We start from the raw sequence: 26,584 nt of genomic DNA on the forward strand, positions 1-26,584 counted from the left end.
CGCCGTCCTCCTCCGCCACGGTGATCGTGCTCCCGCCGTCACCGCCGGCGGCTCTCACCAGGTTCCTGGAGGCTCTCCCATGCCCGATCCCGCCGCCGGTCTGCCGCCACGGTTTCTCCGCACTGCTGAAGCCGCGCGCTTTCTCAGCCTCTCGGGGCGCACTTTGGAAAAGCATCGGACTTACGGCACCGGCCCGACCTATCGAAAGATCGGCGGCCGCGTCGTCTATGCCGTGGAAGACCTCAAGGCATGGGCCGATCGCGGCGCCAAGACCTCGACCTCCGATCCCGGCGCCGGGACCGTGCTTCCGGCCAAACGGCATATGGCGACTCCGCCCGTCCCCGCCGCCCGGCTTCGGCGCTGATCGGAGGCGGGGCGTGACCTCTCGACATAAGCGGGCCAGCGAGCGGGACCAGCTCGACCTATTCCGGGCGCTGCCGGGTGACCTCGCCCCGCGCGACGCGCAGGACCTCATGGCCTACCCCTTCTTCTCCCTCGCCAAATCGAAGCGCGTCCGGCCGATCGATTACCGTACTCGTACCGTCGCAATCCGGGTCGAGGCCGTGCCCGACCACGGCATGGCCACCATCTGGGACGCCGACGTGCTGATCTGGGCCGCCTCCCAGATCGTCGAGGCGAGAGACGCCGGCCTGAAGACGTCCCGCCTGATGGCCGCGACTCCCTACGAGATCCTGACCTTCGTCGGCCGCGGCACCGGTGCACGGGATTATGACCGCCTGAAAGCGGCGTTCGACCGGCTGCAGTCGACCACCGTGCAGACCTCGATCCGCCAGCCTGCAGAGCGGCGGCGTCACCGCTTCTCCTGGATCAACGAATGGAAGGAGACGGCCGACCCGAACGGCCGCCCGCTTGGGCTAGAACTGATCCTGCCGGACTGGTTCTATGCCGGTGTCCTGGACGATGCGCTTGTGCTCACCATCGACCGGGCATACTTCGATCTGACGGGCGGGCTGGAACGCTGGCTCTACCGCGTCGTGCGCAAGCATGGCGGCCGCCAGGCCGGCGGCTGGAGCTTCGATTTCCTGCATCTGCACGCCAAGTCCGGGAGCCTCTCGCCGCTCAAGCACTTCGCCTACGATCTGCGCGAGATCGTGCGGCGCCAGACACTGCCCGGCTACCGGCTGCTCATCGAGCGCGGGCGCCGGGGCGCCGAACGCCTGGTCTTCACGCCGATCCTCCGCGAACCGTTCGTGACGACATTGCGCAGCAACGCACCAACCGCTCGTCCTGGGGACAAGCTGTGACTGGCCTCGTGCTATCGGGGACGACGCCCATCGTGCCATCGGGGACCCGATTCTCGTGCTATCGGGGACTGCAATCGCCTGAAAGTCTTTGGCGTTCAACAGGTTGGAGCGGCCGTAACTTCTCTAACTCAGATTCCTTCGGAATCTGTCTAACGGACCGGCCTCATCCACCGTCGGGGATAACAGGTTGCCCGGTAAGGGAACTGTTCAAACGCGTGCCTCCCACCCGGGCTGGAGGTGCCGCTTGAGTGACCTCACGCACGTCGAGCTCCAGTGGCTCGAGAAGCAGACCGAGCATTGGATCCGCTTCGGCCGTGTCGCAGCGGAGCAGATCCTCGATCGTCGTCGGCGTGTCCTGTCCTTTGCTCCCGGCAGCATCTTTGCCTTCGTACGCTGGGCGGCCAACGATTACGGCACGGTGGCCTCGCGGATCGACATCCTGCGTGCCGTCCGGGCCAGCGAAGCCTGCGCGACAGTTCCGTTTGTGCGCCCTGGCGCCGACATCCTGCTGCGGGCGTCCGGCTGGCCGAAGGTCAAGCACGTGCTGCAGATGATCGACATCGTCGACTCGCTGGGCATCGATGCGGCCGACGCAGCACCGGACTATTGGCGTCACGTTCACAATCGTCTGTCGGTCGGCGAAGCGCTCCGACCCTACACCTTGGCGCGGCACAAAGCCTGGCTTCTTCGGCAGCGGATTGATCCATGACCGGCCGAGCGCACGTGCTCGTGGCCACGCTCGCCGGTGTTGGCGCCCTGGCGTTAACCTTCGGCAGGGGTGCGCTTCCGCTCTACGTGTGGAACGCCTCGGCAAGTGTGCCTGTGGGTCTCTACCGGCTGCAGTCCACTGGCGAGCGGTACATCACCGAACTTGTCGCCATCCTGCCTCCAGAGCCCCTCGCGACCTTCCTCGCAGACGGCGGCTATCTGCCGCCCAGCGTTCCCTTGCTGAAGCGCGTCCTGGCGCTTCCCGGGCAGACCGTCTGCAGGGAAGGGCTCACGGTAATGATCGATGCGACCCCGATGGGCGCGGCGCGCGAACGCGACGGACAGGGTCGGCTGCTTCCCGTCTGGCAGGGATGCCGCGTCATCGCCGCGGGCGAGCTCTTCCTGATGAACTGGCAGTCGGCGGACTCTCTGGACGGGCGGTACTTCGGGCCGCTTCCGGCGTCCGCCGTCATCGGCCGCGCGCACCCCGTCTGGATCGAGAAGGAGGATTGACCATGCAACGCTCTCGCGTTCAAGCAGCCGCTCCCTTGTTCGCGCGGCGCCGCGGCCCTTTCTCCTTCCCGGCCAAGCTCCGACGAGCCGTCGCCCGATTGGCGGCGCCGATGATTGTGATCCTGCTGGCGTCGTGCGCGACCGGGTTTGCTGGGCGAGTACATGCTCAATCCGCTGTCGTTGCGCAGTCCCAAGGCGTATCTACCGCCGATCCTTTCTCGCGTTTCGTTATTGAAGCCGCACATCGGTTCAGCGTGCCGGCTTCCTGGATCAGCGCCGTGATGGCGATGGAAAGTGGCGGCGACGTGCTGGCGCTCTCGCCACAAGGCGCTATGGGGTTGATGCAGATCATGCCCGACACCTGGGCCGATTTGCATGCCCGTCATGGGTTCAGTGCCAACCCCTACGATCCTCGCGACAACATTCTCGCCGGCGCGGCGTACTTACGGGAGATGCACGATCGCTACGGCTCGCCGGGGTTTCTGGCTGCCTACAATGCAGGTCCTGCGCGCTACGACGAATACCTGGCGACGGGCCGCGAGCTGCCGGCCGAGACCCAGCTCTACGTCGCCATGCTCGCACCGCTGATCGGAGAAGGGCAAGCCAATGGCATGATCACCCTCAGCCGTAGCGTCATGTCGTGGAGGGACTCGCCGCTGTTCACTGCACATGACCAGGGCAATTCTGCGGCCATGCCGTCATCATTCCGAACGCAATCAGACCGAACGTTGGCCGGCCGTTCTGTTGCCGGCGTATCTGTGCTGGTGCCACAAGCTGACGGACTGTTTGTGCGCCGTGGAATTGCAAGGCAGCTGCCGTGATACGACGCGCCGGCGATCGTATGCTTTCGATCATTCCGGCAAAGGTGCTCATGAGGTTTATCAGTCGAGGGGCACTAGATCATGGACGGCAAGATAAAGCGGGTTGCCCCGCTGCCGGCGCCATGCGCCTGAAAGCCTGTCTGCACGTTGTTTCTTGAGCAGATCGCGGCAGCTTGTGGCGATGCGTGGGCGGCTCTTGAATCGATTTGTCGTTTGCATTCAACGCTCCGAGCGCCGTCGCTCGAAGGCATAGCTTCCGCCGCTACGCTGGAACGACCTTTTCTACGCCACGCGACGATGCGCGAAGTCTGCCTCTTGTGGGTCCTCGCGCGGCCTCCAATCGTCATGCCATGGCACGCGATGACGACGATTTCCGGCTCCGGCCCGGCACGATCCGGGATCGGGGCAGTGCGCGGATTGGCGGACGTCACGTCGGCGGCGTGCGGGCCCGCCCGACCAGCTTCGCAGGCCAGGTTCAACAGGCCATCCGGCGGTCCGGCGGTGATCCTTCCCGGTTGAATGGGACCGGGAAGGAAAGCGGCCGGTTCAATGCGCGGGGGCGCGGTGCGGCGGTGGTGGCGGCGCTGAAGGATCGGAGTGCCTGGAGGCGGGACGGTGGCGTCCGCACACGGTCGCGGCGCGTCGCGGTGAAGGCCCGCGTCGTGAAGCTCAATCCACAGCGCGGCGCCGCCCGGGGACGGCAATTCGTCAGCGCCAAGGCGATCGACGCCCACCTGCGCTATCTCCAGCGAGACGGCGTGACGAAGGACGGGGAGAAGGGGCAGGTCTATTCGGCCAGCCGGGATGTCGAGGACGGTCGTGCGTTCGTCGAACGCGGTCGCGAGGACCGTCACCAGTTCCGCTTCATTGTATCGGCCGAGGACGGTGTCGAACTCTCCGATCCACACGCCACCACCCGCGATCTCATGAAGCAGATGGAGGCCGACCTCGACACCAGGCTCGACTGGATCGCCGTCGATCACCACAACACCGGCCATCCCCACACCCACATCATCGTCCGGGGTGCCACTGACGACGGCAAATCCCTCAACATCGCGGGTGACTACATCGCCTATGGAATTCGGGAGCGGGCGAGCGAGTTCGTGACCCGGGAACTCGGCCGCCAGACCGAGCAGGAGGTGTCCCGGGGCCTGGAGCGGGAGATCGATGCCGACCGCTTCACCCGGCTCGACCGCATGCTGATCGCCGAGCAGCGGAGCCGCAACGAGTTCGCCGACCTGCGGCCGGACCGGGACATGCTCGACAGCCTGCGGCAAAACCGGGCGCTACTGATCCAGCGGGCACGCAAGCTGGAACGCATGGGCTTGGCCACTGAGTTGGAACCCGGGCGATGGAGTGTGTCGCCCAGGGCCGAGCCTGTCTTACGGGAGCTGGGCGAGCGCGGCGATATCATCAAGACCATGCACCGGGCATTGGACCGGGAAGGGTTGGCCGATGTCCGGCCCATCGCGGGCTATGTCCTTCACCAGGAGAAGATGACGGAGCCGATCGTCGGCCGTGTGCTCGACAAGGGGCTGGGCGGCGACGAGATGGGTGAGCGGGTGCGGCTGGTGATCGACGGCGTGGACGGGCGTGTCCATCACCTCGAGATTGATCCGGCCCGTGCCGAGGAGGTGCAGCGGGGCATGATTGTGGCGGCGGGGTTCGCCCAGGCCGGACCGCGCGCCTCGGACCGCAACATCCTGGCGATTGCCGGCAAGGAGGGCATCTATCGGCCGGCCAGGCATCTGGAGCAGGCGGTCGGCACCGTCGAGCGTCTGGGCGGCGATCCCGCAGCCTATGTCCGATCCCATGTCCGGCGCCTGGAGGCGCTGCGCCGGGCGGGCCATGTCGAGCGCATCGACGCCGACCAGTGGCGCGTTCCGGCCGACTTGCCCGAACGCGGGCAGGCCTACGATCTCGCGCGGGACCGGACGACCGGCGGTATCAGCGTTCTCTCGCCCACGGGCCTCGAGCAGCAGGTCGGCCACGACGGTGCGACTTGGCTCGACCGCGAGCTGGCGTCCCGGCAGCGCACGGTCGTCGCCGACGAAGGGTTCGGCCGCGAGGTGACGGCGGCACTGGCCAAGCGCCGGCGTTGGCTGGCTGACAAGGGCTACGCCGCCGACCTTGGCGACGGCCGAGTCCGTGCGCCAAGAGATTTGGTGCAGCGGCTGGAGGCTCATGACATCGAGCGCGCGGGCAGGGCGCTCGCCGGCGAGCGGGGCCGGCAATGGCGGCCCGCCATTGCCGGCAACGAAGTCAGCGGCCAGCTCGTCGGTTCTGCGGAGCTTTCCAGCGGCCGGTTCGCCATGATCGATGATGGGCTGGGTTTCAGCCTCGTCCCCTGGCGGCCTACCCTTGAACCTCATATCGGCCGCGTCATATCCGGCGTCGCCATGCCTGGCGGCGATGTGGATTGGGCGCTCGGGCGAAGCCGGGGGTTGGGGCTGTAAGCCTAGCGCCAGGACGCCAGACCTACACGCCAGCCCTCCAATCCGACCTATGCCGACGCCATTCTCGACCGCCTCGCCCACAACGCTCAACAGCTCAACCTGTCAGGCGACAGCCTGCGGCGAACCCGAACAAAATAAATCCACAAGAGTTGACCGAACCGACCGGTCGGTGCCACAAATCTTCAGCCAGCGAGGCCCCGCCCTGGGCGGCATCACGTCGGAACACAGGGCGCCATCAAGTCGGAATGCCTGGGCGGCTTCATCGGAATCCGCATAGTGTGGCGGAAAGTAACCGACACTGCGAATGTAGCGTGCGAGTGGCGCGAAGCCGAAGCACTCGTCGGTTCCGGGGATTGGCCAGGCTAAGCCCTTGTTCTTGTTTCAACTCTTCCCGGAACGGCTCTTATACCAACCGTCTGAACCGGTGACTCTTATGTGATTTGCGCTGGAGGTCGGGGCTCGATTCTTTGAAGCGACAAGATCGTTGAGGAGGTCGGGATGTCGTTGGCGATAACGCGGAGGGATTTATCGGCGGAGGCCCTTCGCGGTCATGCCCGTCGGTGTCAGGACGTCCAGCAAGCGTGCCGTCTGTTGGCGCTGGCGCTGGTGCTGGACGGGGCCTCTCGGACGGACGCGGCCCGGGCGGGCGGGATGGACCGCCAGACATTGCGGGACTGGGTGATCCGCTACAACGAGGCGGGAGTGGAAGGGCTGCTCGACCTGCCGCGCTCGGGGCGGCCGCCGCGGCTGAACGCCGTGCATCTGGCCGAGCTTGCGCGGCTGGTCGAAGAAGGCCCGGATATCGAGGTGCATGGCGTGGTGCGCTGGCGCTGCGTCGATCTCCAGGCCGAGATCAAGGCGCGCTTCGATGTCGATCTCTCGGAGCGCCAGGTCGGCCGGATTCTCGGACAGCTCGAGTTCACGCGTCTGTCGGTGCGGCCACGCCATCCGCAGACCGACGAGGCAGAGCAGCAGGCGTTTAAAAAAACTTCGCAAGCCTGGTGAAAGAGGCGCTTCCCGCCACCGCCAACGGCAAGCCGATAGAGGTCTGGTTCCAGGACGAAGCGCGGATCGGCAAAAAGGGCACCCTGACCCGCCTATGGGCCCGCATCGGCTCGCGGCCTCGCGCCCCGCGCGATACCTGCTACGAGTGGGCCTACCTGTTCGGTGCCGGTCTGCCCCGAGCGCGCCGTCGGTGCTGCCCTGGTGATGCCCTATGCCGATAGCGAAGCCATGAACCTCCATCTCCAGGAGATCGGCCGCGCGGTGGCTCCCGGAACCCATGCCATCCTCGTGCTCGACGGCGCTGGATGGCACACCAGCCACACTCTGGATCCGCCAGACAACGTCACGCTTCTCTGCCTGCCGCCCTACTCACCCGAACTCAATCCGGTCGAGAACGTCTGGGAGTACCTGCGCAAGAACAACCTCGCCCTGCGCGTCCATGACACCTACGACGCCATCGTCGATGCCTGCTGCAAGGCTTGGACTGACCTTCTCGCCTCTCCGCAAAGGATCGTATCCATCACCAGCCGGCGATGGGCTGAACTGTCATGAGTTCTGTCGGTTGGTATGACGCCCCTCACTCTTACTCAGCAGTCAGCAATATAGGCAACACTTGGATGCCTGAAGAATGACCGGACCAAGCCGGGTCGGCTGCCGATATCGGCGAGTTGTGCAGTCACCCGTTGTTCCAGGCGCTCGCCCTTGAGCGGCGGCCGGCGCGCATTGCCTGTGCGTTTGGCGTGGCTCCAGACGAGTTCGTCGGGGTTGAGGTCTGGGGCATAGCCGGGCAGGAAATGCAGCGTCAGCTTGGCATCGAGTTTGTTCACGTAGTCCCGTACCAGGCGTGTCCTGTGCGCGGGGAGACCATCGACGATCAGGTGCAGAGGCTTGCGCCGGCCACGCATCATGCGGCGCAGCAAGGTGATGAACAGGGCTCCGTTCAGGCCCCCGGCGTAGGTGGCGAACCAGAACGCCCCCTTGGCGCTGACGGCCGACGCGGCGCTGATGCCCTGGCGTTGCCCCGGCACCGACACCACCGGGGTCTGCCCTTTGGCGCCCCACGTCGTGCCCTGCACCGCATCGGCGCGAAAGCCCGACTCATCCCAGAAGTAGATATCCGCCTTGTCCCGCTTGGCTTGGCGGGCAATCGCCGGGTAGGTTTCTCGCTGCCAGTGTGCGATCGCCTCAGGGTCACACTGATAGGCGCGCTGCAGCGGCTTCTGCGGCGTCAATCCCACCCGCACCAGCAACGCTCCCACCGACGCCAGACTCAACGTCACGCCGAAACGCTGCGCGATGAGATCGCGGGCGATCTGGCGCGTCCATAGGCCAAAGTCGAAACTCGCCCTCGCGAACACGTTGACCCGCCACTTTGCGGATGGCTTCCAGCGTCGCGTGATCGAGGGTGCGGCCATCTCGCTTCATCGTGAAGCGCATACTTGCACGTCTTCATACTGTTGTCTAAGAGCCGTTCCAAGAAGTATGGATTCAGGAACAAGGGTTTAGTCTGGTCAAGCGCCTGAGCATGATGCGGATCATGGCCAGTCGGACGAAGGCGACGACAGTTGCGGCATATCGCTCGAAGTCACGAGCGAGCCTGCGGTTGCGGCTGATCCAGGCGAAGGTGCGCTCCACGATCCAGCGCTTTGGCATGACGACGAACTTGTGCAGTTCGGTGCGTTTGACGATCTCGATCTGCCAGTTTCCAGTATCGGCCACGACCTTGGCCATCTTGGGCCCTTGATAGCCGGCGTCGGCGAAGATCTTGATGATCGAGGGAAAGCGGCGGGCGTCATCGCGCAGCAGACGGCGCGTGCCGTCGCGATCTTGCACGCTGGCGCGATGGACCACGACGTTCAGCAGCAAGCCGAGGGTGTCGACGAGGATGTGCCGTTTGCGGCCGGTGACCTTCTTGCCCGCGTCGTAGCCTTGCGGGTCGATCGGCGCCCCCCTTTTTGTGCCGCTTTGGCGCTCTGGCTGTCGAGGATCGCCACCGTCGGCTGGGCCTTGCGCCCCGAGGCCTCGCGGACTTGGGCATACAAGGCCTGATGCAGCCGCAGCAGCGTGCGATCCGACCGCCACAGCGAGAAGTATTCGTAGACGGTGCTCTTGGGCGGCAGGTCCCTGGGCAAGGCGTCCCACTGGCAGCCGGTCGACAGCAGATAAAACACCGCGTTCAGCACCTCCCGTATGTCCACGTCGCGCGGCCGGCCACCCCGTCTGGCCGGCGGGATCAGGGACCCGACAAGCGCCCATTCCGCGTCCGTAAGATCGCTCGGATAGCGCAACCCTTTGCGGTCATGCGATTGGCGATGCTCTTGTGTCCACATGCGGCACCTTCCTTCAAACCCTCAGGTGCCGCGCAGTGAATCATAACTGATTCATCCGACTCAACTTCTTTTCGGATGGGCTCTAACTTACTGACGTACGAGTAAGAACTGACTCTAGCCGAACCACTGACCGGATCTATGCTTGGCGGATGGATTTTGGCGTGCGCAGCAAGGCGATAAGCGGCAGGCCGATGAAGCCGATCACCGCCATGAGCAGGAAGTTGTTGAGATAGGCAATCATCAACCCCTGTCGAACCAGTTCGAGATCGAGCATCGCGGTCCCGACCAAGCCGGGCGGCAACCACGGCATGGTTGCTCCGGGGTCGTGGAACCATGTCGAGAAAACGGTGAGGCGTTCACCGAGCTCGCCCCGGTTGATTGCCGCGAAATGCTCGAGCATCCCAACCGAAATCGCGATACCGACGCTACCTCCGAAATTGCGGAAGAGGCTGTAGAGACCAGTCGCCTGGAGGCGGAATTGACCGGGAAGAGTGACGAAGGCAAGCGCACTGCTGCTTGCGAATACGAAACCAAGTCCACCCCCTTGTAGTAGACCGGTCCACGTCACCAACCAGTCATCAACGTTCATGTCGAATCCCGACGTCGCCCACATGGCGATCATGGCCATGACTATGCCAAGCGACATCAGGATTCTGGAGTCGATGCGCCCGGCCATGCGGCCCGCGATAACCATGGTTACCATCATGCCGACCCCGCGTGGCGCGAGCAGGATGCCCGTATCCAGGACCGTCATGCCACGCAACTGCTGAAGGAACAGGGGTAGCAAGACCATGCTACCGAGAAACACCATTCCGACCACCAGCATAAGCGTAGTGCAGAGTGTGAAATTAAGATCCTTGAAAACCTTGAGAGAAACCAGCGAGTTCTCTGACGTCGCCAGATGGACGACGAAGACGTAGAACGCCGCAGCTGTAATCGCGGCTTCAACGATGGTCTCTTCTGATTCGAACCATCCATTTCTTTCGCCACGGTCGAGCATCAGCTGGAGCGCCCCCACCGCAATCGCGAATGCCACGAACCCGAACCAATCGAAGCGGACCTGCTTCCTCGGCGATTCGCCGAGAAAAACCATGATGCCGAGAAACGCCAGGGCTCCTAGCGGCAGGTTGATATAGAATACCCAGCGCCAGCTGTAGGAATCGGTCAACCAGCCGCCGATGATGGGCCCCAGCACCGGGCCCACCATCACGCCCACCCCCCAGATGGACATGGCCGAGGCATGCCGTTCGGGCGGGTATGTATCGAGCAGTATCGCCTGCGAGAGCGGAACCATCGCGGCGCCACACGCGCCCTGGAGGATGCGGGAGATGACCATTTCCGATAGGGATCCGGCGGCGCCGCAGGCCATCGAACTGATCGTGAACCCGAAAATGCAACCGAGGAAGACGCGCCGTCGGCCGAATCTCTGCGCCAGAAAGCCGATTGGCAGCGTCATGATCGCCATGGCCGCCACGAACGAAGTCACTGTCCACGACACCTGATCGCGGGTAGCGTTCAGGCTTCCCTGCATGTGCGGCAGCGCGACGTTCGCGATCGTGCTATCAAGGGCATAGATGGTCGTCGCGAGCATGACCGACGCCGTGATACCGGCCCGGCTGACGCGCGGACCAGAGCCCGCGTCGCTCACTCAGCGTTGCCCGCACGCCCTACGGCACGGGCGACCAGGCTAGGCAAGGGTCGATTATAGCCGGTGTCGATCGTCACCTGCGCGCTCATCCCGGCGCGCAACAATGGGAGCGACCGCGCCTCCAGAAGTCGGATGCGAACTGGAATTCTCTGGACAATCTTGACCCAGTTTCCGCTCGCGTTCTGCGGCGGAATGAGGGCGAATTCCGCTCCCGTCGCAGCCCCGATGCTGTGCACCTCGGCCGGGAGTTTGACGCCGGGGAAGGTGTCGACGGTCACTTCCACGGGTTGCCCGGCCACGACGCGGGTGAGATCAGTTTCCTTGAAGTTCGCTTCGATCCACTTCTGACTCGTCGCAACCACCGAGAATAGCGGCACTCCGGGGCGGACATGGTCTCCGGGGCGAATTGAATCGACGCGCGACACGATGCCGTCAACCGGCGAGAATACCTTCGTGCGCTCCAACGCGACCCGTGCCTCGTCTACCATGGCCTGAGCTTGCCTGACGGCTGGATGCCGGTCGGCGGGAGCCAGTTCGTCACCGCCGAGATCCACAACCAGACGTTCGATCTCCTGTCGAACGATCGCCATCTGTTGACGGGCGCTGTCCATCCGGTTTCTGGCTTCGTCGAGCTTGGAGACGCTCACGACACTTCTTGCGGCGAGCGTCGCACCACGATTGTGTTCGCGCTCAGCATAGCCCGCCATGATGGTGGCCAGTTCTAGTTCTTCGTGCTTCTGCCGGATCTGGGCGCGCAACGCGTCGAGCCGCGCGATCACGGTGGCCCGCTCGGCCTCGGCACGCGACAACGCGATTCGGTACACTTCGTCGTCAATTGTCAGAAGCGGATGTCCCGCGGGGACGGCTTCGTTCTCACCCACCAGCACGGAGGCGATGCGTCCGGAAACCTCCGCTGAAATTGTCGTCTTCGCCGCCCTCACATAGGCATTGTCGGTCGAAACGTAACGCGCGCCGTAGACGTACCAATATCCGCCGCCCGCTATGGCGACTAAAGGCACCAATGCGAGGAGAAGGGCCCGGGTTCGTCGTCGCGAAAATCGCCGGGGACGGATCGCAATCGCTGGAGGCGGGGCGTCGCTCATTCTGGTCTCGGCCGTGCCTTCGATCGAGGGCTGTCCCTGCCAGCTCTTGACATGTTGTCGCGCGCAACCGCCAGCGCCCGTAGCAGCGTCGATCGATCCTCCGGGCGGAGACCGGTCATCGCCAGTTCACGGGTTTCCGTCGCCAGATCTTCCATACGTGCGATCAGCGGTCGGGCCTTGCGCGTGGCAAATAGCCGCCATGCGCGCCGGTCCTGCGAATCCGCGCGGCGTTCGATCAGCTCCGAACGCACGAGGCCGTCCAGTACGCGACTGACCGAAATCGGCTGCAGTTCCATGATCTCGGCCAGATCGGCGGCACGCAATCCCGGTTGGCGAGCTACGTGGACGAGAAGTCGCCAGCTCGATTGACCCAACCCACTCCAGGCCATCTGGGTGGCGAAGTGGCGGCGCATCAATCGCGCTACGTCGTAAACCAACATGCCCATGGTTCGCGTGGGGTCGTCCGACTCGGTGGATCGCTTTAGCGAGAGTGCCATTAGTAAGTAAGCTAGGCTTATTTATTTCTGGTCGCAAGCGGACAGAACGGAAGAATTAGAGACGGCAATACAAGATGCTAGATTTCTGGGGCCGAGCTCTGCCAAGTGATGATTTCTCTCAACCCTAGCAGCCAGATACAACACCTTGAGAATCCAGCGCCATCTCACTTCAGCGCTGACTCGCCGAGGCTTTCGCGTCGCGGGGGACGTGATAGAGCCTTAGAGGTGTTTGTGCTTCCGGATATTTGCAGGATTGCGTCAAGATGGTCGCATGCGAAGTGACGCCGATGCGCAGCGTGGCTTTGCATGAATAGTTGTGGCAATAATATACAAAGTGTATGATATGTAATAAGTATTATGTGCGGAGTGCTTTGATGCGCGATCCCGACAAGAGTGTCGGCTTTCTTGTGGGTGACGTCGCGCGATTGCTGCGACGCAACTTTGATCGTCGGGCGCAGCGGCTCGGCCTTTCGCAGGCCCAGTGGAGGGTGCTCGCTTATCTGTCCCGTCAGGAAGGCGTGAATCAGGTCACGCTTGCCGACCGGCTGGAGATTCTACCGATCACGCTGGTCCGCCTGCTCGACCGCCTTCAGGCAAGTGGTTTGATAGACCGGCGACCCGATCCTCATGATCGGCGAGCCTCACAACTCTACCTTACCACCAAGGCACAGCCTCTGCTTGCTCGCATGTGGTCTCTGGCCGCCAAAACTCGGGAAGAAGCGCTGGCGGACTTGCCGAACCAACAACGAGAGATGTTCATCAATACACTACGTCGCTTAAGGCGGAATCTTCTTGAAGTTGAAAGTACCGCCAACCGGAGCGTCAAGGTGGAGAGATAGATTACCAATGTAACATACGCTCAATCAGCCAAGTCACGTCGATCTGGCGCGAGATTCACTCCGCGGTCGGAGGTGCCGTTACGCCAAACGACACCCAATGCCGCCGTCCGTGCCGTATGACAACGAGGCAATAGAGAATCTGGAAAGTGGTTGTTGGCCTATCGTCACTCCTGCGGATAACGCCACGGCTTGGTAGGCTGAGTCGCGCCCTCGTCGATGGTCCATTGAGGCAGAGCGAGGCCCGCAGTCACGTCGGTAAACACCATGTGAACACGCGTACCGATGCCAACACGACATACCATCTCCGGTGGCGCCAACCGGCCATCTGGCGTGACGAGGTTGCCGACCACGCGCAAGGCCTCATGCTCACTTGGTTGACCTTTCTGCGTATCGAGGTCGACCAGAAGGATGAGATAGGGTGTGTGACTCTTGAAGGCCGGCTGAATGGCATGATGGACTTCGGTGTAGGAGTGGACGGCACCGCTACCCTCCACCGGCACCCAATCCGACTTTGGGCTGGCGCACCATGGACAGGCCGTGGTTGGCGGATAACGCAATAGGCCGCAGGCTCCACATCGGTGCAAATGGAAGTCGTGAGCAGCGCAGTGTTTGAAATACGCTAGGTTCTCAACATCGAGGTCACTGGCGTCGAGCGGCATGTCGAGGTAGGTGGCTTGGATTGCCATAGTAATGTTCCTTTTTTACAGCTCAGTCGCGCCGCATGACCATGGCCGAGCCAGTGCCGGGGTTCGCCCAGCCCATATTGGCCGTCACTTCGCATTTCTCGACCTGCCGGCAACCGCCCTCACGGTAGTCGTAAGTATGGCGGCGCCTGCCGTTGGGCCCTATAGGGCACGAATCGTCGACGTCATGGCGTAGCTGGCGCACGTTCTCGATCACCATGTTCAGCCCGTGCGTGTAGCCCTCGCAGAGATGACCGCCGCTGGTGTTGTTCGGGCGCCGCCCGCCCAGGCGAATCGTGCCATCGCTGACATAGTCTCCGCCTTCACCTTTCTTGCAGAAACCATAATCCTCGAGCTGCAGCATTGTGGTGAAGGTGAAAGCGTCGTAGGAGCCTGTGACGTCGACGTCCTCCGGTCCGACCCCGGAATTTGGCCACAGGATCTCCCGCGCATAACGGCCGGCGACCGTCGAGATAGGGCCGTGCTGGTAGTGCATATCGAGGCGTGGCTTGTTGCACCTACCAACAACGCCACGGATCAGCACGCGCGGATGGCGACAGTCGTGGGCGCGCTCCGCATTGGTCACGACAATCGCCGTGCCGTTGTCGGTCTCGACGCAGCAGTCCAACAGGTGCAGAGGCTTGCAGATGAAGCGGCTCTTCAGCACGTCGTCGACGGTGAAGCGCTGCTTGTAGAAGGCCTTGGGATTGTTCGAGGCGTGCTCGCTGTGGATCGCCTTGACAGCGGCCACCTGCTCGGGCCGCGTGCCGTAGTCGTACATGTGGCGCATGAAGGTGGGCGCGAACATCTGGCCGGCGCTCTGCCAGCCATAGGCGCGCCCGTGCAGGGCGTCGCCCGAGACAGGCGCCACGGCGCGCGCGCCGGTGCCGCCGATGCGCACCTGCGAGAAGCCGTTCATGGCGCGGAAGATCACGACCACCTTGCACATGCCGGCTTCGATCAGGCCCATCGCCATGCCGACCAGCGCCTCGGTCGAGGAGCCGCCGCCGAACACGTCCATGTAGAAGTTGGGCCGGATGCCGAGGTCGCCGGCGATGAAGTTCGAGAAGGTCGAATCGCCCGACTGGTATGACAGCATGCCGTCGACGTCGGACGGCTTGAGCCCGGCGTCCTCGACGGCGTTGCGCACCGCCCAGGTGCCCAGCGCGCGCGTCGTCATGCCCGAGCCGCGCATGTAGGTCGTCTCGCCGACGCCAACGATGGCGTACTTGTCGCGCAGATATTTCGGACTCGTTGTGTCGGTGTCCGCCGGCATCGTCATGACGTCCTCCTCTTATTTCAGTTTGCGTTGCTGCCTATTGCCTCCATCCAAATGGTCGTCGAGAAACGTGCCGACCTTTGCGATAGCAACTTTTGCCGTTTCAAGGCGTGGCCAGAACCAATGCCAAACGTGAGGGACACCCTCAAACATTTCCAAAGTGACGTCTACGCCTGCGACTCGCGCTGCTTCGGCCAGCCGCATCGAGTCAGGCGCCAGCATTTCGGAAGCGCTTGCATGTATCAACAATGGAGGCAGTCCACAAAGGTCTGCGAACAGCGGTGATGCCAAGGGATGGGTTGTCGGAGCGGCTCCAAGATAAGACGAAGCGTAGGCCAATATGTCTTCAGTCTTTACAAGTGGATCGTCGATTGTAGCGGGGGGCGGTGCAGTGGCGTCGCATGTCAAATCGACCCAAGGAGATAAACAGACCGCTGCCGCAGGCATGGCATCACCGGCACGAAGGGCGGCGACTAGTGTCGCTACAGTCAGGCCACCTCCGGCCGAGTCACCCACAACAGCCAGTCGCTGACCTGTATCCTGCAGAAGTAGGCGATACGTGGCGACGGCGTCGTCGACTGCGGCCGGGAACGGGTGTTCGGGGGCGAGGCGATAATCGAGCAAAAGTACATTGGTACTTGCTGCAATCGCGATCGCGGCGGCCAGATGTCGATGCGACCGAGGAGACCCGATCACATATCCGCCACCATGCAGATACAGAACCATGCGATCGTCGATTGGATGTTTGGGTTCAATCAGCTCTCCGATCAAGCCATTGCGTTCCCAGCATCGAACTGTTGTGCTGGCCGGCAGAGCAAAGGCTCGTTCGGCACGGTCGTAAGCCGCGCGCCGTTCGGCCACTGTCATGATCGACGTTGACGGTTGTTTGCGAAGGAACGACATCAATGCCGTCAGATCATCCATCTCTTAGCCTTCTCAAGAAGTTTTGTACCGGTGGGTCCGCTGTTCTGTGATGACGCGACTTTGAGTGAATAGTTGAATTCAGGCGGCGAGATTGAAGTCCGCGAGGTCAGGTGAGTCCATCTCCCGACGGAAGCGGCCGAAGCTCCAGGGCCACAGCGCGGGATTGCCGTTGCGGTCGAGGTACCAACTACGACAGCCGGTCACCCAAATCGTGCCCTTCAAGGCCTCGCGCAGAGCGACGTTGAAGCGGCGGGTCGCTTCCTCCTTCGGTGCCACCGCGCGGCATTTCCCGCCAAGCACCAAATCGGCGAGCTGCAGTATATAGGCCAGCTGAATCTCTGAGATCAGGACTACCGAGAAATTGCCGATCGGGCTGTTGGGACCGACCAGCATGAAGAAGTTGGGGAAGCCTGGCACCGCCACCGAGCGGTAGGCCTCATTGGCCTGCGCCCAGGCGTCGGCGAGGCGCCGACCACTCTCGCCTACCACATCCATCGGCCGCAGGAAGGCATGTCCGTCGAAGCCGGTCGCCAGCACAAGCACGTCCAGCTCATGCAGGACACCATCCTTGGTCCGCACACCACCCGCCTCGATCCGGTCGATGCCGTCGGTCACCAGCGCGACACTGGGTTTCTGCATCGCCGGATAGAACGTGTCCGACATGATCAGCCGCTTGCAGGCGGCGCGATAGTTGGGCGTCAGTCGCCGCCGCAGATCGGGATCTGCCACGTTCTCCTCAAGGTTGGTGCGGCAGGCATCCTCGATCTTCCGCAGCTCGTCCTGGTCGCCGATTACGGCGCGCGCGAAGGTATCAACGAAGCGCGCCGACCAGAAATCGTAAGATTGCTGCAGCCGCTCCGGGGAGGTGTGGTACATCGCCTTCTCGTCCTCGCTATAGGCGGGGTTGGCGAACGGCAGAACCCACTGCGCGGTGCGCTGAAAGAGTGTCAGCTTCGACACGGTATCGGCCAGAGCCGGTACGATCTGGATCGCTGTCGAGCCTGTACCGATGATCCCGATCCGCCTGCCCTCGAGCGGCACGGAATGATCCCAGCGCGCGGAATGGAAGCAGGCACCCTCGAAGTCGCCGAGTCCCGGGATGTCGGGATAGGCCGGGTGATGCAGTACCCCGGTGGCACAGATGACGAAATCCACGACATCGGTGGCACCGTCCTTGATCGAGAGATGCCAGCGCCCGTCGCAATACTCCGCGCGTACGATCTCGCTGTTGAAACGAAAGTGGCTGTCGAGTTCGTACTTCTTCGCCACGCCCTCGAAATAACCTTGGATCTCTGCGCCTGGCGAGAAGCGGTGCGACCAGTCGGCCTTCAGCTCGAAGGAATAGGCATAGACGTGGCTCGGCACGTCGCAGGACAGGCCGGGATAGGTGTTGTCCCGCCAGGTACCGCCCAACCCGCCGGCCTTCTCGTAGATCGCGAAGTCCCGGATGCCGCGCTGCTTGAGCTTGATGGCCGTCAGGATGCCCGACATGCCCGCACCGATGATCGCAAAACGCTTGCTCACGCTTCCGCCTTTCGTTCAGCCTGGGGTCGCATAACCGCCGCTCACGCTCAACACTTGCCCGGAGATATGTCCAGCCATCCCGGGTGAGGCGAAGAACAGCACTGCATTGGCAATATCGGCGGCTCGGCCAACCTTGCCGAGAGGAATCACTTTCCTAGCTTTCTCCACTTGTTCATCGGAAAAGAAGGCATCACGGCCGACCCACAGACTGTTGGTGCCAATCTCTTCAGCGGCTGTCGGCAAGATCAAGCCTGGAGCCACAACATTGCACCGGATGCCGTGGCGACCGTATTCCTTTGCAATTGCCTTCATGAAGGTATTTACGCCGGCCTTCGCGGCCCCATAGACCGCTTCGCGAGGCTCGCCAAAGCTGGCATCTGAGCTGACTGAAACAATCGCGCCTGCACCGGCGTCGACGAGCCGAGGCAACGCAGCTTGGGTGCACAAGATCGTCGATACCAGATTGACCTCGATCAGTTGTCGCCAGTGCTTCGTCGACTGTCTGACGAACGCTGACGGGCGGTCCCATCCGACGTTATTGACCAGGACATCGAGGCGTCCGTGTTCGGCCATCGTGCGCTCGATGAGCGCGTTTACGTCCTCTTCCCTTGTCACGTCCGCTGCTTGGAAGCTGATCCGCCCCTTGCCTTGCTTGGCTGCCTCTTTAAGTGTTCGCTGTGCCTGCTCTTCATCGATATCGGCAAAGACGATATTGGCGTCTTCCCGAGCTAAGGCAAACACGATGGCGCGCCCAATGTTGGACGCGCCGCCCGTGACCAGTACGGATTTGCCACCGAGACCGATGTCGACCATTGGCTACTCAGCTGCGATCGCCAGGGGCGTTCCAACCGATGCACCCACCTCTAATGCCTGGAGTCGGGGAAGAACCTCTTTTGCGAAAAGGCGCATGTTCGCTTCAGCAACGTCATGGGGCATCCCGCCAAAGCTGAAAATACCAATGAAGCCGGCGCAATCGGTGAGATGCTGATACTGAAGCATCTGGTCGTAGACTTGCTGTGGCGTCCCGCGTACCTGCAGGTCCGCAAGGAAATTCACAAAGGCATCGACGCCGTGCTTTCGAATGTTCTGCGCTAAAGCGCCGTAGTACTCGTATCCTTTGATGTCGGCGAGACCTTCGTTGTGAAACTCATAGTGATCAAGCGCTGAGCGGCTGTAGCCACGAGTGTACTTATCATGCATTGCGTCCGCTGCTGCCGCATCCTCATTACAGCAGATGAAACAAGCGACTATCGGCTTCGGCGGTTCTGCGTTGTTGTGAATTTCCCGATATATTTCGCGATATGCGTTGAGCTCAGCAACCGTTTTATCCCAAGGCTTCTGCGCGATGATCAAAAGGCCGACGCCTAGCCGGGCCATGATACGGGCAGATTCTGGGGATACCGCTGAAGCGTACACGCGTCCCTTGAAGCTGGAGTGAGGAGAGGGTCGGATTGCTGTTCTTGGCTGGCGGTAGAGTTGGCCTGCGCTCTCAATCCAGCCCGTTTCCAACGCATTGAGAATCGCCTCAGAGTATTCCACGAACCGCTGCCGCGACTCACCCATGACGGCACGGAAACCATCAAATTCAATGCGCCCTAGACCGCGTCCGATACCGAGGATCGCCCTGCCATCGGAAACGTGATCGAGTACGGAGACTTCTTCGGCCAGGCGAACTGGATCGTGCCAGGGAAGCACCATGACCATGGATCCAAGTTTAACGCGTTTGGTTCGGCCAGCCATGTAGGTCAAGAATTGTGCAACGTTCGGGCACATTGTGTAGTTGTCAAAGTGATGCTCGGCAGCCCAGACCGAATCGAAGCCAAGAGGTTCAGCGAGATCAGCCATCGCGACTTCGTGGCGGTAGACCTGACGGTCTGTCAGACCCGCCAGGTTCTGAAAGAATGTGCTCATTCCGACATGCATCGTGGCGTTTCCTCAGATGTGGAGCATTAGGTCAACGAAGAAGAGTTTCATCCTCCGCAGCGCCATCGAAGGTTCATTCTGAGAGAGGCGAGAGGACGCTGATTTGATGCTTGACTATTTCTAGCATTAATTAGAATTTGTTCTGTGTGCAATGCTAATCGGGCTGCAGGTGGCAATTGTCTCATATGCGAAGCGCAATCGCCGTAATCCTTCGCCGACGGGAACAGGGTGAATATTTCGACGGCGGTTTGAGTGCCAACCGCCTTGCACTTCTTGATCGGGCGTTTCAGCTACGGCCAGTACAGTGAGGGGTGCGCAGTATGACCTACGATCTGAAGATTGTCGGCGGCAGTATTGTAGATGGCACGGGGCGGGAGCGAATCCGTGGCGATATCGGCGTAAAGGATGGCCGGATTATTGCTATCGGCGAGGCACCTGGCAAAGGTGAACAAACAATCGACGCCGGCGGATTAGTCGTAGCGCCTGGCTTTGTTGACATTCACACCCACTACGATGCCCAGATCATGTGGGACCGGATGCTTAGCATTTCGCCTTGGCATGGCGTTACTACCGTCGTGATGGGGAATTGCGGCTTTGGCGTCGCGCCGACCCGGCCGGATCATCGCAACCTAATTCTCCGAACCTTGGAAAAAGTCGAAGGCATGAGCGTCGACGCGCTGGAGGCTGGGCTCGGGCCAACGTGGCCCTTCGAATCGTTTCCTCAGTACCTCGACGCGATTGAACGCCAAGGCAGTGCGATCAATGTCGGTGTTCTCATCGGCCACACACCGATACGCTTTTACGTTATGGGAGAGGAGGCTGTCGAACGGCCGGCGCGGCCCGACGAAGTAGCGCATATGCGTGAACTCGTTCGAGAGGCGCTTGTCGCCGGGGCAGTCGGATTTGCCACTTCAAAGGCTTCAACCCACGTAGGCTACGGTGGAAAGCCGGTTCCGAGCCGGGCTGCGGAAGTATCGGAGATAATTTCACTAGCCAAAGTATTGGGTGAGGTAGGTAGTGGAATTTTCCAAGCGACTGTTGGTAAAGAGTTGTTCTTGGCGGAATTCGCAGAAATTGCGCGAGCGACAGGTCGTCCTGTCACCTGGACAGCATTGCTGACAGGGCTATCACTCGGAGCAGGCGATCACCGAGAGCAGCTTCGTCGATCTGAGGAATTGGCGGCGGAGGGGTTGCCAATCTTTCCGCAAGTTACGCCTCGCGCGCTCATGTTTGAATACCAGCTCAAGCAACCGTTTCTTTTTGAGCCGATGTCCTTATTCAAGCCAGTTGCTGCGGCAGATCTAGAAGGCAAGCGTCGCATCTATGCCGATCCGAGCTTTCGAAATGCATTCGCGGACGTAATGGAGCGGAGCGCAAGAGCGGCCTTCCGGTCAGCGTTCGCAAAGACGATCATTTCGCAATTCAGCCCCGACCCGAAGTTGGAAGAACGGCTGTTGGTAGAGGTTTCACGAGAACGAAAAGTCAAACCAACTGATTTGCTTCTCGATCTCGCGCTGGCCACAAATCTAGATGCGCGTTTCCGTATGCCTGTAGCAAATCATGACGAAGTCGAAGTTGAAGGATTGTTGAAGAGTGCTTGTACTGTGATCGGCTTGTCGGACGCTGGCGCCCATGCAAGTCAGCTCTGCGATGCCTGCCTGCCGACCTATCTCCTTGGCCATTGGGTGCGTGAAAAAGCGGCATTTTCGCTGGAAGAGGCCGTGCGAATGCTAACCAGTCGTCCGGCTGAAGTATTTGGGCTTTCAGATCGAGGCTTGATTGCTTTGGGCATGCCCGCGGACCTTGTGGTGTTTGATCCGGCGACAGTCGGTAGTGGCAAGGTTCGCCGGGTCTTTGACCTTCCGAGCGGCGCAGACCGTCTTGTTTCCGACGCAGCGGGCATTGAGGCCGTGGTTGTGAATGGCACCTTGGTGAGGCAATTCAATCGAGACCTCTTGAACCACTCGGGATCGGTACTGCCGGGACGTCTATTGCGGCGCGGTCGGGCGGGCGCTTGAAGATTAGAATGATCACTTGCTTAGCTTGTTTCTTGGTTAATTCGAGCAGCGGAACCATTTCAGGTTTCTAATGTAGCCATTTTCTCTTGACGGTTCCGACTCATCGCCAATAGGGTGCCTCAAAACCAAATAGACATTAGAAAAATGTCGACACGGGAGGCATTAGATGTTGGCGATCATTCCTTCAAAGCGTCTTGGTGTCCGACTCGATGGCTGGATTGCTCTGCCAGTGTCGTCCGTTCTGTAGCGGTCAAACATGCCTTTGATTGCGCGGATTGGCGGATGTTTAGAAGTGCAGCTGAGGCGTTGAAAGGCAAGAAAGTTGGATGACGTTTCGATCCTGGGCGTCGCTACCTTGTCCAAGAAATTCGGCGGCGTGACCGCCGTGCAGGATGTCTCGGTCGACGTGCCGCGCGGCGGTATCCTGTCGATCATCGGTCCCAACGGCGCGGGTAAGACCTCGCTGCTCAATATGATTTCGGGCTTCTACAGACCCGACACCGGCCGGGTTGTCCTTGAGGGTCAGGACATCACCCAGATGAAGCCGAGCGACATCGCCGCACTCGGCATCGCCCGCACCTTCCAGAACATCGCCCTGTTCAGCGGACTGACCGTTCTCGACAATCTGATGCTCGGCCGCCACGTGCGGATGAAGGCGGGCGTGCTCTCCAGCGTCATCTACTGGGGCATGGCGCAGAAAGAGGACATCGCCCACCGCGAAGCCGTCGAGGAGATCATCGAGTTTCTGAATCTTCAGGATCTGCGCAAACAGCAGAGCGCGTCGCTGTCCTACGGCCTGCGCAAGCGCGTCGAGCTGGGGCGGGCACTGGCGTCGGAACCGAAGGTACTGCTGCTCGACGAGCCGATGGGCGGCATGAATCAGGACGAGAAAGAGGACATGGCGCGCTACGTCCTGGACGTCAATCAGGAGCGCGGTGTCACGGTCGTTCTGATCGAGCACGACATGGGCGTGGTCATGGATATTTCCGACAAGATTGTAGTGCTCGACCGCGGCCGGTGTATCGCTACGGGCACGCCCGATGAGGTGCAGCGCCACCCCAAAGTGGTCGAGGCCTATCTCGGCACGTCCAAAAGCGGAGGCCGTTTATGAGTGTCGTTGGCTCCCCGAAGACCGACACATTGCCCAAGCTTGTGGCGCGTAACGCCGCTACCGATCCGGGCGGTGCGGGCATGCGTGAAAAGACGCGCGGCGTCTGGCAGACCTATACGTGGGCCGATTACCAGGGCCACGTGCAGGATTTCGCTCTCGGGCTGGCGTCGCTAGGCTTCGGGCGCGGCGACAAGCTGTCGGTGATCGGCGACAACCGTCCGCAACTCTACTTCGCCCAGCTCTCGGCACAGGCGCTGGGCGGCATTTCAGTACCAGTCTACCAGGATTCGATCGCCTCGGAGCTGGTCTATGTGCTGAACCACGCCGAGACCTCGGTGATCGTCGCCGAAGACCAGGAGCAGGTCGACAAGGCGCTGTCGCTCAAGGACCAATTGCCCAGATTACGTTCGATTGTGTTCGATGATCCGCGCGGCATGTGGGCCTACGCCGATCCGATCCTGTGCTCGTTCGAGAGCGTGATGGAAGCGGGCAGAGCGTTCGGAAGAGCGAATCCAGATTATTGCGCCCGGGAAGTCGCCAAGGGTAAGGCCGACGATACGGCGATGATCGCCTACACATCGGGCACAACCGGCGTGCCCAAGGGCGCCATGCTGAGCCACCGCAACATGATCGCGACGGCCGAGGCCTTCATCGAGGTGAACGAGATCAAAGGGGGTGACGACTGGCTGTCCTACCTGCCGATGGCCTGGGTCGGCGACGCAGCCTTCTCGCTCGGTATGGCGTTGGTCGCGAAGGCCACGGCGAACTGTCCGGAGAATCCAGAGACCGTGCAGCGCGACCTGCGCGAGCTTGGCCCCGACGCGGTGCTGGCGCCGCCGCGCATCTGGGAAAACATGCTGACCACGATGCAGGTGAAGTCAGGCGACGCCTCGCCGCTCAAGCACCGCACCTTTGAGCATTTTCGTGCATTAGCCGAGCGCTGCGAACTTAAGCGGACTGATGGTAAGCCTTTGACACTTATTGAGCACATGGGCCTCGCCTTGGGTGAGATCTTTGTTTACGGGCCGGTGCGCGACCAGCTCGGGCTCCGCAACGCACGCTGGTGCTACACCGGCGGGGCGCCGCTCGGACCCGATACCTATCGGTTCTTCCGCTCCTTCGGCATCAACCTGAAGCAGATCTACGGAGCCACCGAGGCCACGGCGATGATAGCCTGCCAGGCCGACGCCGAGGCCAACCCCAATACGGTCGGCCGGCCGATGCCGCGCGTCGAGGTCAAAATCGACGACCGCGGCGAGGTCCTGCTGAAAGGCTCCAATGTCTTCAGCGGCTACTACAAGCAGGAGGACGTGACGCGGGAGACCATGACGCCGGACGGCTGGCTGAAGACCGGCGACGCCGGATTCTTCGACAAGCAGGGCCATCTCGTCATCATCGACCGGGCCAAGGATGTCGGAAAGCTGGCCGACGGCTCGGCCTTCGCGCCACAGTTCATCGAGAACAAGCTGAAGTTCAGCCCCTTCATCCGCGAGGCCGTGGCCTTCGGCGACCAGCGGCCGTTCGTGGCGGCGATGATCGCCATCGACATGCAGACCGTCGGGACCTGGGCCGAGAAGCGCGGCATTGCCTACACCAGCTTCATGGATCTCAGCCGCAAGCCCGAGGTGGCGACTCTGATCGGCGAGGAAATCGCCAAGGCCAATGCCACGCTGCCGGACATGCAGCAGGCCAGGCGTTACCTGCTGCTCAACAAGGAACTCGAGGCCGACGACGCCGAGATGACACGCACCCGCAAGGTGCGCCGTAAGTTCGTGGCCGAGAAATACGCCAACGTCATCGACGCCTTTTATGGCGGCGAGAATAGCGCCGAGGTCACCGTGGAGATCACTTTTGAGGATGGTCGCAAGTCGACCATGACATCCATTATCGCCATCCACGACCTCGTATCGGCCCCGCCGGTGCGGCGGGCGGCTTGAGGAGAGGTGATGTCCGAAGATCTGGACTTTCTCTTCGCGTTGTTGCTAAACGGCGTGTCGATCGGGTTGATGTACTCGCTGATCGCGCTCGGTTTCGTGCTGGTCTACAAGGCGACCGACGCCATCAACTTCGCCCAGGGCGAGTTCGTCATGTTGGCGGGCTTGATTGTGGCGATGATGCTTTCCATCGAAGGTATGCCACTCGCCGTGGCGGTCGCGGTGACGCTGGCCGTGATGATCGGCTTTGGCTTCGGGCTGGAGCGCGTCGTGCTGCGGCCGCTGCTCGGCCGCCCCGTCGTCGCCGTGATCATGGCGACCATCGGCCTCGCGGCCGTCCTGCGCGGCCTGGGTCCGGTCATTTTTGGCAGCGAGACGAGGGCCGTGTCGCTTCCGATCGGCGACGAACCGATCGTCCTTGGACCGGCCAGTCTGCCCCCCATTCAGGTCGCGGGTGCGATCGTGGCGATCGTCTTCTTCCTGGTGTTCAGCTGGTTCTTCAAGAAGAGCCGAATGGGCGTCGCCATGCGGGCAGTGGCCGACAATCAGCAGGTGGCGCAAGCCATGGGCATCAACGTCGAGCGCTATTTCGCGCTGGCCTGGGCGATGGCCGGAGTCGTGTCGGCCCTGGGCGGCATCGTCTGGGGCAGCATGCTGGGGGTCGACGTCCATCTGGCGCTGGTCGGCCTGAAAGTGTTTCCGGTGGTGATCCTGGGCGGCCTCGATTCGATCGGCGGCGCGCTGGTGGGTGGCCTGATCATCGGTATCGTCGAGAGTCTCGCCGCAGGCTATCTCGACCCCTATGTCGGGGGCGGGACCAAGGACTTTGCGCCCTATGTGCTGATGATCCTCGTGCTCATGATCCGGCCCTACGGCATCTTCGGCAAGCGGAAGATCGAGCGCGTGTAAGCCCATGTTTCATCGCGAGTCAGGAGTCTTCAAAACGACATATCGCGCCGACATGGCGCTCTATCCGCTGCCGATCGCCAAGTGGACGGTGATGGCGCTGGCCCTGATCTTCGTCGTGATCGTGCCGCTTACGGTCCACGAATACTACCTCTCGATCCTCAATCTCATCTTCATCGCCATCGTCGGCGCGCTCGGGCTCAACATTCTCGTGGGCTATACCGGGCAGATCTCGATCGGCCACGCCGCCTTCATGTCGGTCGGCGCCTATACCGCGGCCAATCTCGCCGTCAGGCTCGACCTGCCGTTCTGGATCACGTTGCCGGCGGGCGGGCTGATGGCGGCAGCGATCGGCGTCATCGTCGGCATGCCGAGCCTGCGCATCAAAGGCCTCTATCTCGCGATCGCCACTCTGGCCGGCCAGCTCATCATCGAATGGACCATCAACCACGTGCCGGCCATCTCGGGCGGCGCACAGGCCTCGATCCAGGTCGACCGGCCGAGCCTCTTCGGCTTCAGCTTCAATACGCAGGGCAGTCTTTACTTCTTCCTGCTGTTCTTCGCCGTGCTCGCCATCGTGGGGACGCTCAACCTGGTGCGCAGCCGCATCGGCCGGGCGTTCGTGGCGGTGCGGGACCAGGACATCGCAGCCGAGATCATCGGCATCGACATCTATCGCTACAAGCTGCTGGCGTTCGCGATCTCGTCCTTCTACGCCGGCGTTTGCGGGGTGCTCTACACCTACTATTTCGGCATCGCCAACTACGAGCAGTTCCAGCTCATCGTCTCGATCGACTACCTCGCCATGATCATCATCGGCGGGCTGGGCTCGGTGCTGGGATCGATCCTGGGAGCGGTGTTCGTCACCTTGCTGCCGATCGTGATCCGTATTCTGATGGAGGACGTCGGAGCGCTGTTCTTCACCAGCGCCGAAATGGCGAACGTCATCTCCGGCCTGCGGCTCGGTGTATTCGGCGGCCTGATCATCTTTTTCCTGATCGTCGAGCCCGAGGGGCTCAACCGATTGTGGCGGAATATCCGGAGCTATTTCCGGGTCTGGCCCTTCTCCTACTAGAGCGGGGCGTTACGGCGAAGCG

21 protein-coding genes and 4 pseudogenes are annotated in these 26,584 nt (G+C 61.8%); 14 read left to right on the forward strand and 11 right to left on the reverse strand.

Annotated features, from left to right (window positions below):
* Positions 1 to 79: 79 nt before the first annotated feature.
* From LJ725_RS27860 to LJ725_RS27895, 8 genes and pseudogenes are all read left to right on the forward strand, one after another.
* Positions 80 to 364 carry a helix-turn-helix transcriptional regulator gene (locus LJ725_RS27860; protein WP_068190574.1) on the forward strand — a complete coding sequence of 95 codons (285 nt, stop codon included), beginning with the start codon at positions 80 to 82 and terminating at the stop codon, positions 362 to 364.
* A 13-nt stretch (positions 365 to 377) separates the two neighbouring features.
* A complete protein-coding gene (locus tag LJ725_RS27865; protein ID WP_068190575.1) occupies positions 378 to 1,265 on the forward strand; it encodes a replication initiator protein A in 888 nt (295 codons plus the stop codon).
* Between the two features lie 244 nt (positions 1,266 to 1,509).
* On the forward strand, positions 1,510 to 1,974 hold the full coding sequence (locus tag LJ725_RS27870) for a DUF2840 domain-containing protein (RefSeq protein ID WP_068190576.1): 465 nt from the start codon (positions 1,510 to 1,512) through the stop codon (positions 1,972 to 1,974).
* On the forward strand, positions 1,971 to 2,486 hold the full coding sequence (locus tag LJ725_RS27875; RefSeq protein ID WP_068190580.1) for a S26 family signal peptidase: 516 nt from the start codon (positions 1,971 to 1,973) through the stop codon (positions 2,484 to 2,486). The genes LJ725_RS27870 and LJ725_RS27875 overlap by 4 nt, the downstream gene beginning before the upstream one ends.
* Before the next feature lie 110 nt (positions 2,487 to 2,596).
* Positions 2,597 to 3,307, forward strand: coding sequence for a lytic transglycosylase domain-containing protein (locus LJ725_RS27880; protein WP_230554235.1), 711 nt, complete (start codon positions 2,597 to 2,599; stop codon positions 3,305 to 3,307).
* Between the two features lie 350 nt (positions 3,308 to 3,657).
* Positions 3,658 to 5,763 carry a DUF3363 domain-containing protein gene (locus tag LJ725_RS27885; RefSeq protein WP_068190582.1) on the forward strand — a complete coding sequence of 702 codons (2,106 nt, stop codon included), beginning with the start codon at positions 3,658 to 3,660 and terminating at the stop codon, positions 5,761 to 5,763.
* Between the two features lie 39 nt (positions 5,764 to 5,802).
* Positions 5,803 to 5,901: pseudogene (locus tag LJ725_RS27890) on the forward strand (ATP-binding protein); the annotation flags it as partial.
* A gap of 360 nt (positions 5,902 to 6,261) precedes the next feature.
* Positions 6,262 to 7,320, forward strand: a pseudogene (locus LJ725_RS27895) (IS630 family transposase).
* 35 nt (positions 7,321 to 7,355) lie between these two features.
* Here the strand turns inward: LJ725_RS27895 and LJ725_RS27900 are convergent.
* The 5 genes and pseudogenes from LJ725_RS27900 to LJ725_RS27920 form a co-directional block, all read right to left on the reverse strand.
* Positions 7,356 to 8,205: pseudogene (locus LJ725_RS27900) on the reverse strand (IS630 family transposase).
* Between the two features lie 51 nt (positions 8,206 to 8,256).
* Positions 8,257 to 9,098, reverse strand: a pseudogene (locus LJ725_RS27905) (IS5 family transposase).
* A gap of 136 nt (positions 9,099 to 9,234) precedes the next feature.
* Positions 9,235 to 10,746, reverse strand: a complete 1,512-nt coding sequence (locus LJ725_RS27910; protein WP_068190589.1) for a DHA2 family efflux MFS transporter permease subunit — start codon at positions 10,744 to 10,746, stop codon at positions 9,235 to 9,237.
* Positions 10,743 to 11,849, reverse strand: a complete 1,107-nt coding sequence (locus tag LJ725_RS27915; RefSeq protein WP_082751729.1) for an HlyD family secretion protein — start codon at positions 11,847 to 11,849, stop codon at positions 10,743 to 10,745. Before LJ725_RS27915 ends, LJ725_RS27910 begins: the two co-directional genes overlap by 4 nt.
* Positions 11,846 to 12,289, reverse strand: coding sequence for a MarR family winged helix-turn-helix transcriptional regulator (locus tag LJ725_RS27920; RefSeq protein ID WP_230554237.1), 444 nt, complete (start codon positions 12,287 to 12,289; stop codon positions 11,846 to 11,848). Before LJ725_RS27920 ends, LJ725_RS27915 begins: the two co-directional genes overlap by 4 nt.
* A gap of 431 nt (positions 12,290 to 12,720) precedes the next feature.
* Between LJ725_RS27920 and LJ725_RS27925 the strand changes: the two genes are divergently transcribed.
* Positions 12,721 to 13,185, forward strand: coding sequence for a MarR family winged helix-turn-helix transcriptional regulator (locus LJ725_RS27925; protein WP_068190594.1), 465 nt, complete (start codon positions 12,721 to 12,723; stop codon positions 13,183 to 13,185).
* A 164-nt stretch (positions 13,186 to 13,349) separates the two neighbouring features.
* Here the strand turns inward: LJ725_RS27925 and LJ725_RS27930 are convergent, their stop codons facing one another.
* From LJ725_RS27930 to LJ725_RS27955, 6 genes are all read right to left on the reverse strand, one after another.
* Complete coding sequence (locus LJ725_RS27930) at positions 13,350 to 13,871, reverse strand: Zn-ribbon domain-containing OB-fold protein (protein ID WP_068190596.1); 522 nt, start codon at positions 13,869 to 13,871, stop codon at positions 13,350 to 13,352.
* A gap of 22 nt (positions 13,872 to 13,893) precedes the next feature.
* Entirely contained in the window at positions 13,894 to 15,150 is a 1,257-nt protein-coding gene (locus tag LJ725_RS27935) for a thiolase C-terminal domain-containing protein (protein ID WP_068190598.1), read from the reverse strand.
* A 12-nt stretch (positions 15,151 to 15,162) separates the two neighbouring features.
* Positions 15,163 to 16,071, reverse strand: coding sequence for an alpha/beta hydrolase (locus LJ725_RS27940; protein WP_230554238.1), 909 nt, complete (start codon positions 16,069 to 16,071; stop codon positions 15,163 to 15,165).
* Positions 16,072 to 16,149: 78 nt separating this feature from the next.
* On the reverse strand, positions 16,150 to 17,595 hold the full coding sequence (locus tag LJ725_RS27945) for a flavin-containing monooxygenase (RefSeq protein WP_230554239.1): 1,446 nt from the start codon (positions 17,593 to 17,595) through the stop codon (positions 16,150 to 16,152).
* Between the two features lie 15 nt (positions 17,596 to 17,610).
* Positions 17,611 to 18,408 (reverse strand): SDR family NAD(P)-dependent oxidoreductase, encoded by a 798-nt coding sequence (locus LJ725_RS27950; protein WP_068190600.1) that lies wholly within the window; start codon positions 18,406 to 18,408, stop codon positions 17,611 to 17,613.
* A 3-nt stretch (positions 18,409 to 18,411) separates the two neighbouring features.
* On the reverse strand, positions 18,412 to 19,506 hold the full coding sequence (locus LJ725_RS27955; RefSeq protein ID WP_230554240.1) for an LLM class flavin-dependent oxidoreductase: 1,095 nt from the start codon (positions 19,504 to 19,506) through the stop codon (positions 18,412 to 18,414).
* Between the two features lie 332 nt (positions 19,507 to 19,838).
* Here LJ725_RS27955 and LJ725_RS27960 point away from each other — a divergent pair, with 332 nt between their 5' ends.
* From LJ725_RS27960 to LJ725_RS27980, 5 genes are all read left to right on the forward strand, one after another.
* A complete protein-coding gene (locus LJ725_RS27960; protein WP_082751731.1) occupies positions 19,839 to 21,536 on the forward strand; it encodes an N-acyl-D-amino-acid deacylase family protein in 1,698 nt (565 codons plus the stop codon).
* A gap of 322 nt (positions 21,537 to 21,858) precedes the next feature.
* Positions 21,859 to 22,647, forward strand: a complete 789-nt coding sequence (locus tag LJ725_RS27965; protein ID WP_068190608.1) for an ABC transporter ATP-binding protein — start codon at positions 21,859 to 21,861, stop codon at positions 22,645 to 22,647.
* A complete protein-coding gene (locus LJ725_RS27970; RefSeq protein WP_068190610.1) occupies positions 22,644 to 24,584 on the forward strand; it encodes an AMP-binding protein in 1,941 nt (646 codons plus the stop codon). The genes LJ725_RS27965 and LJ725_RS27970 overlap by 4 nt, the downstream gene beginning before the upstream one ends.
* 9 nt (positions 24,585 to 24,593) lie before the next feature.
* Positions 24,594 to 25,490, forward strand: a complete 897-nt coding sequence (locus tag LJ725_RS27975; RefSeq protein WP_068190612.1) for a branched-chain amino acid ABC transporter permease — start codon at positions 24,594 to 24,596, stop codon at positions 25,488 to 25,490.
* 52 nt (positions 25,491 to 25,542) lie between these two features.
* Entirely contained in the window at positions 25,543 to 26,562 is a 1,020-nt protein-coding gene (locus LJ725_RS27980) for a branched-chain amino acid ABC transporter permease (RefSeq protein ID WP_230554241.1), read from the forward strand.
* Positions 26,563 to 26,584 lie beyond the last annotated feature (22 nt).

The organism is Reyranella aquatilis (assembly GCF_020880995.1).
GTDB lineage: Bacteria > Pseudomonadota > Alphaproteobacteria > Reyranellales > Reyranellaceae > Reyranella > Reyranella aquatilis.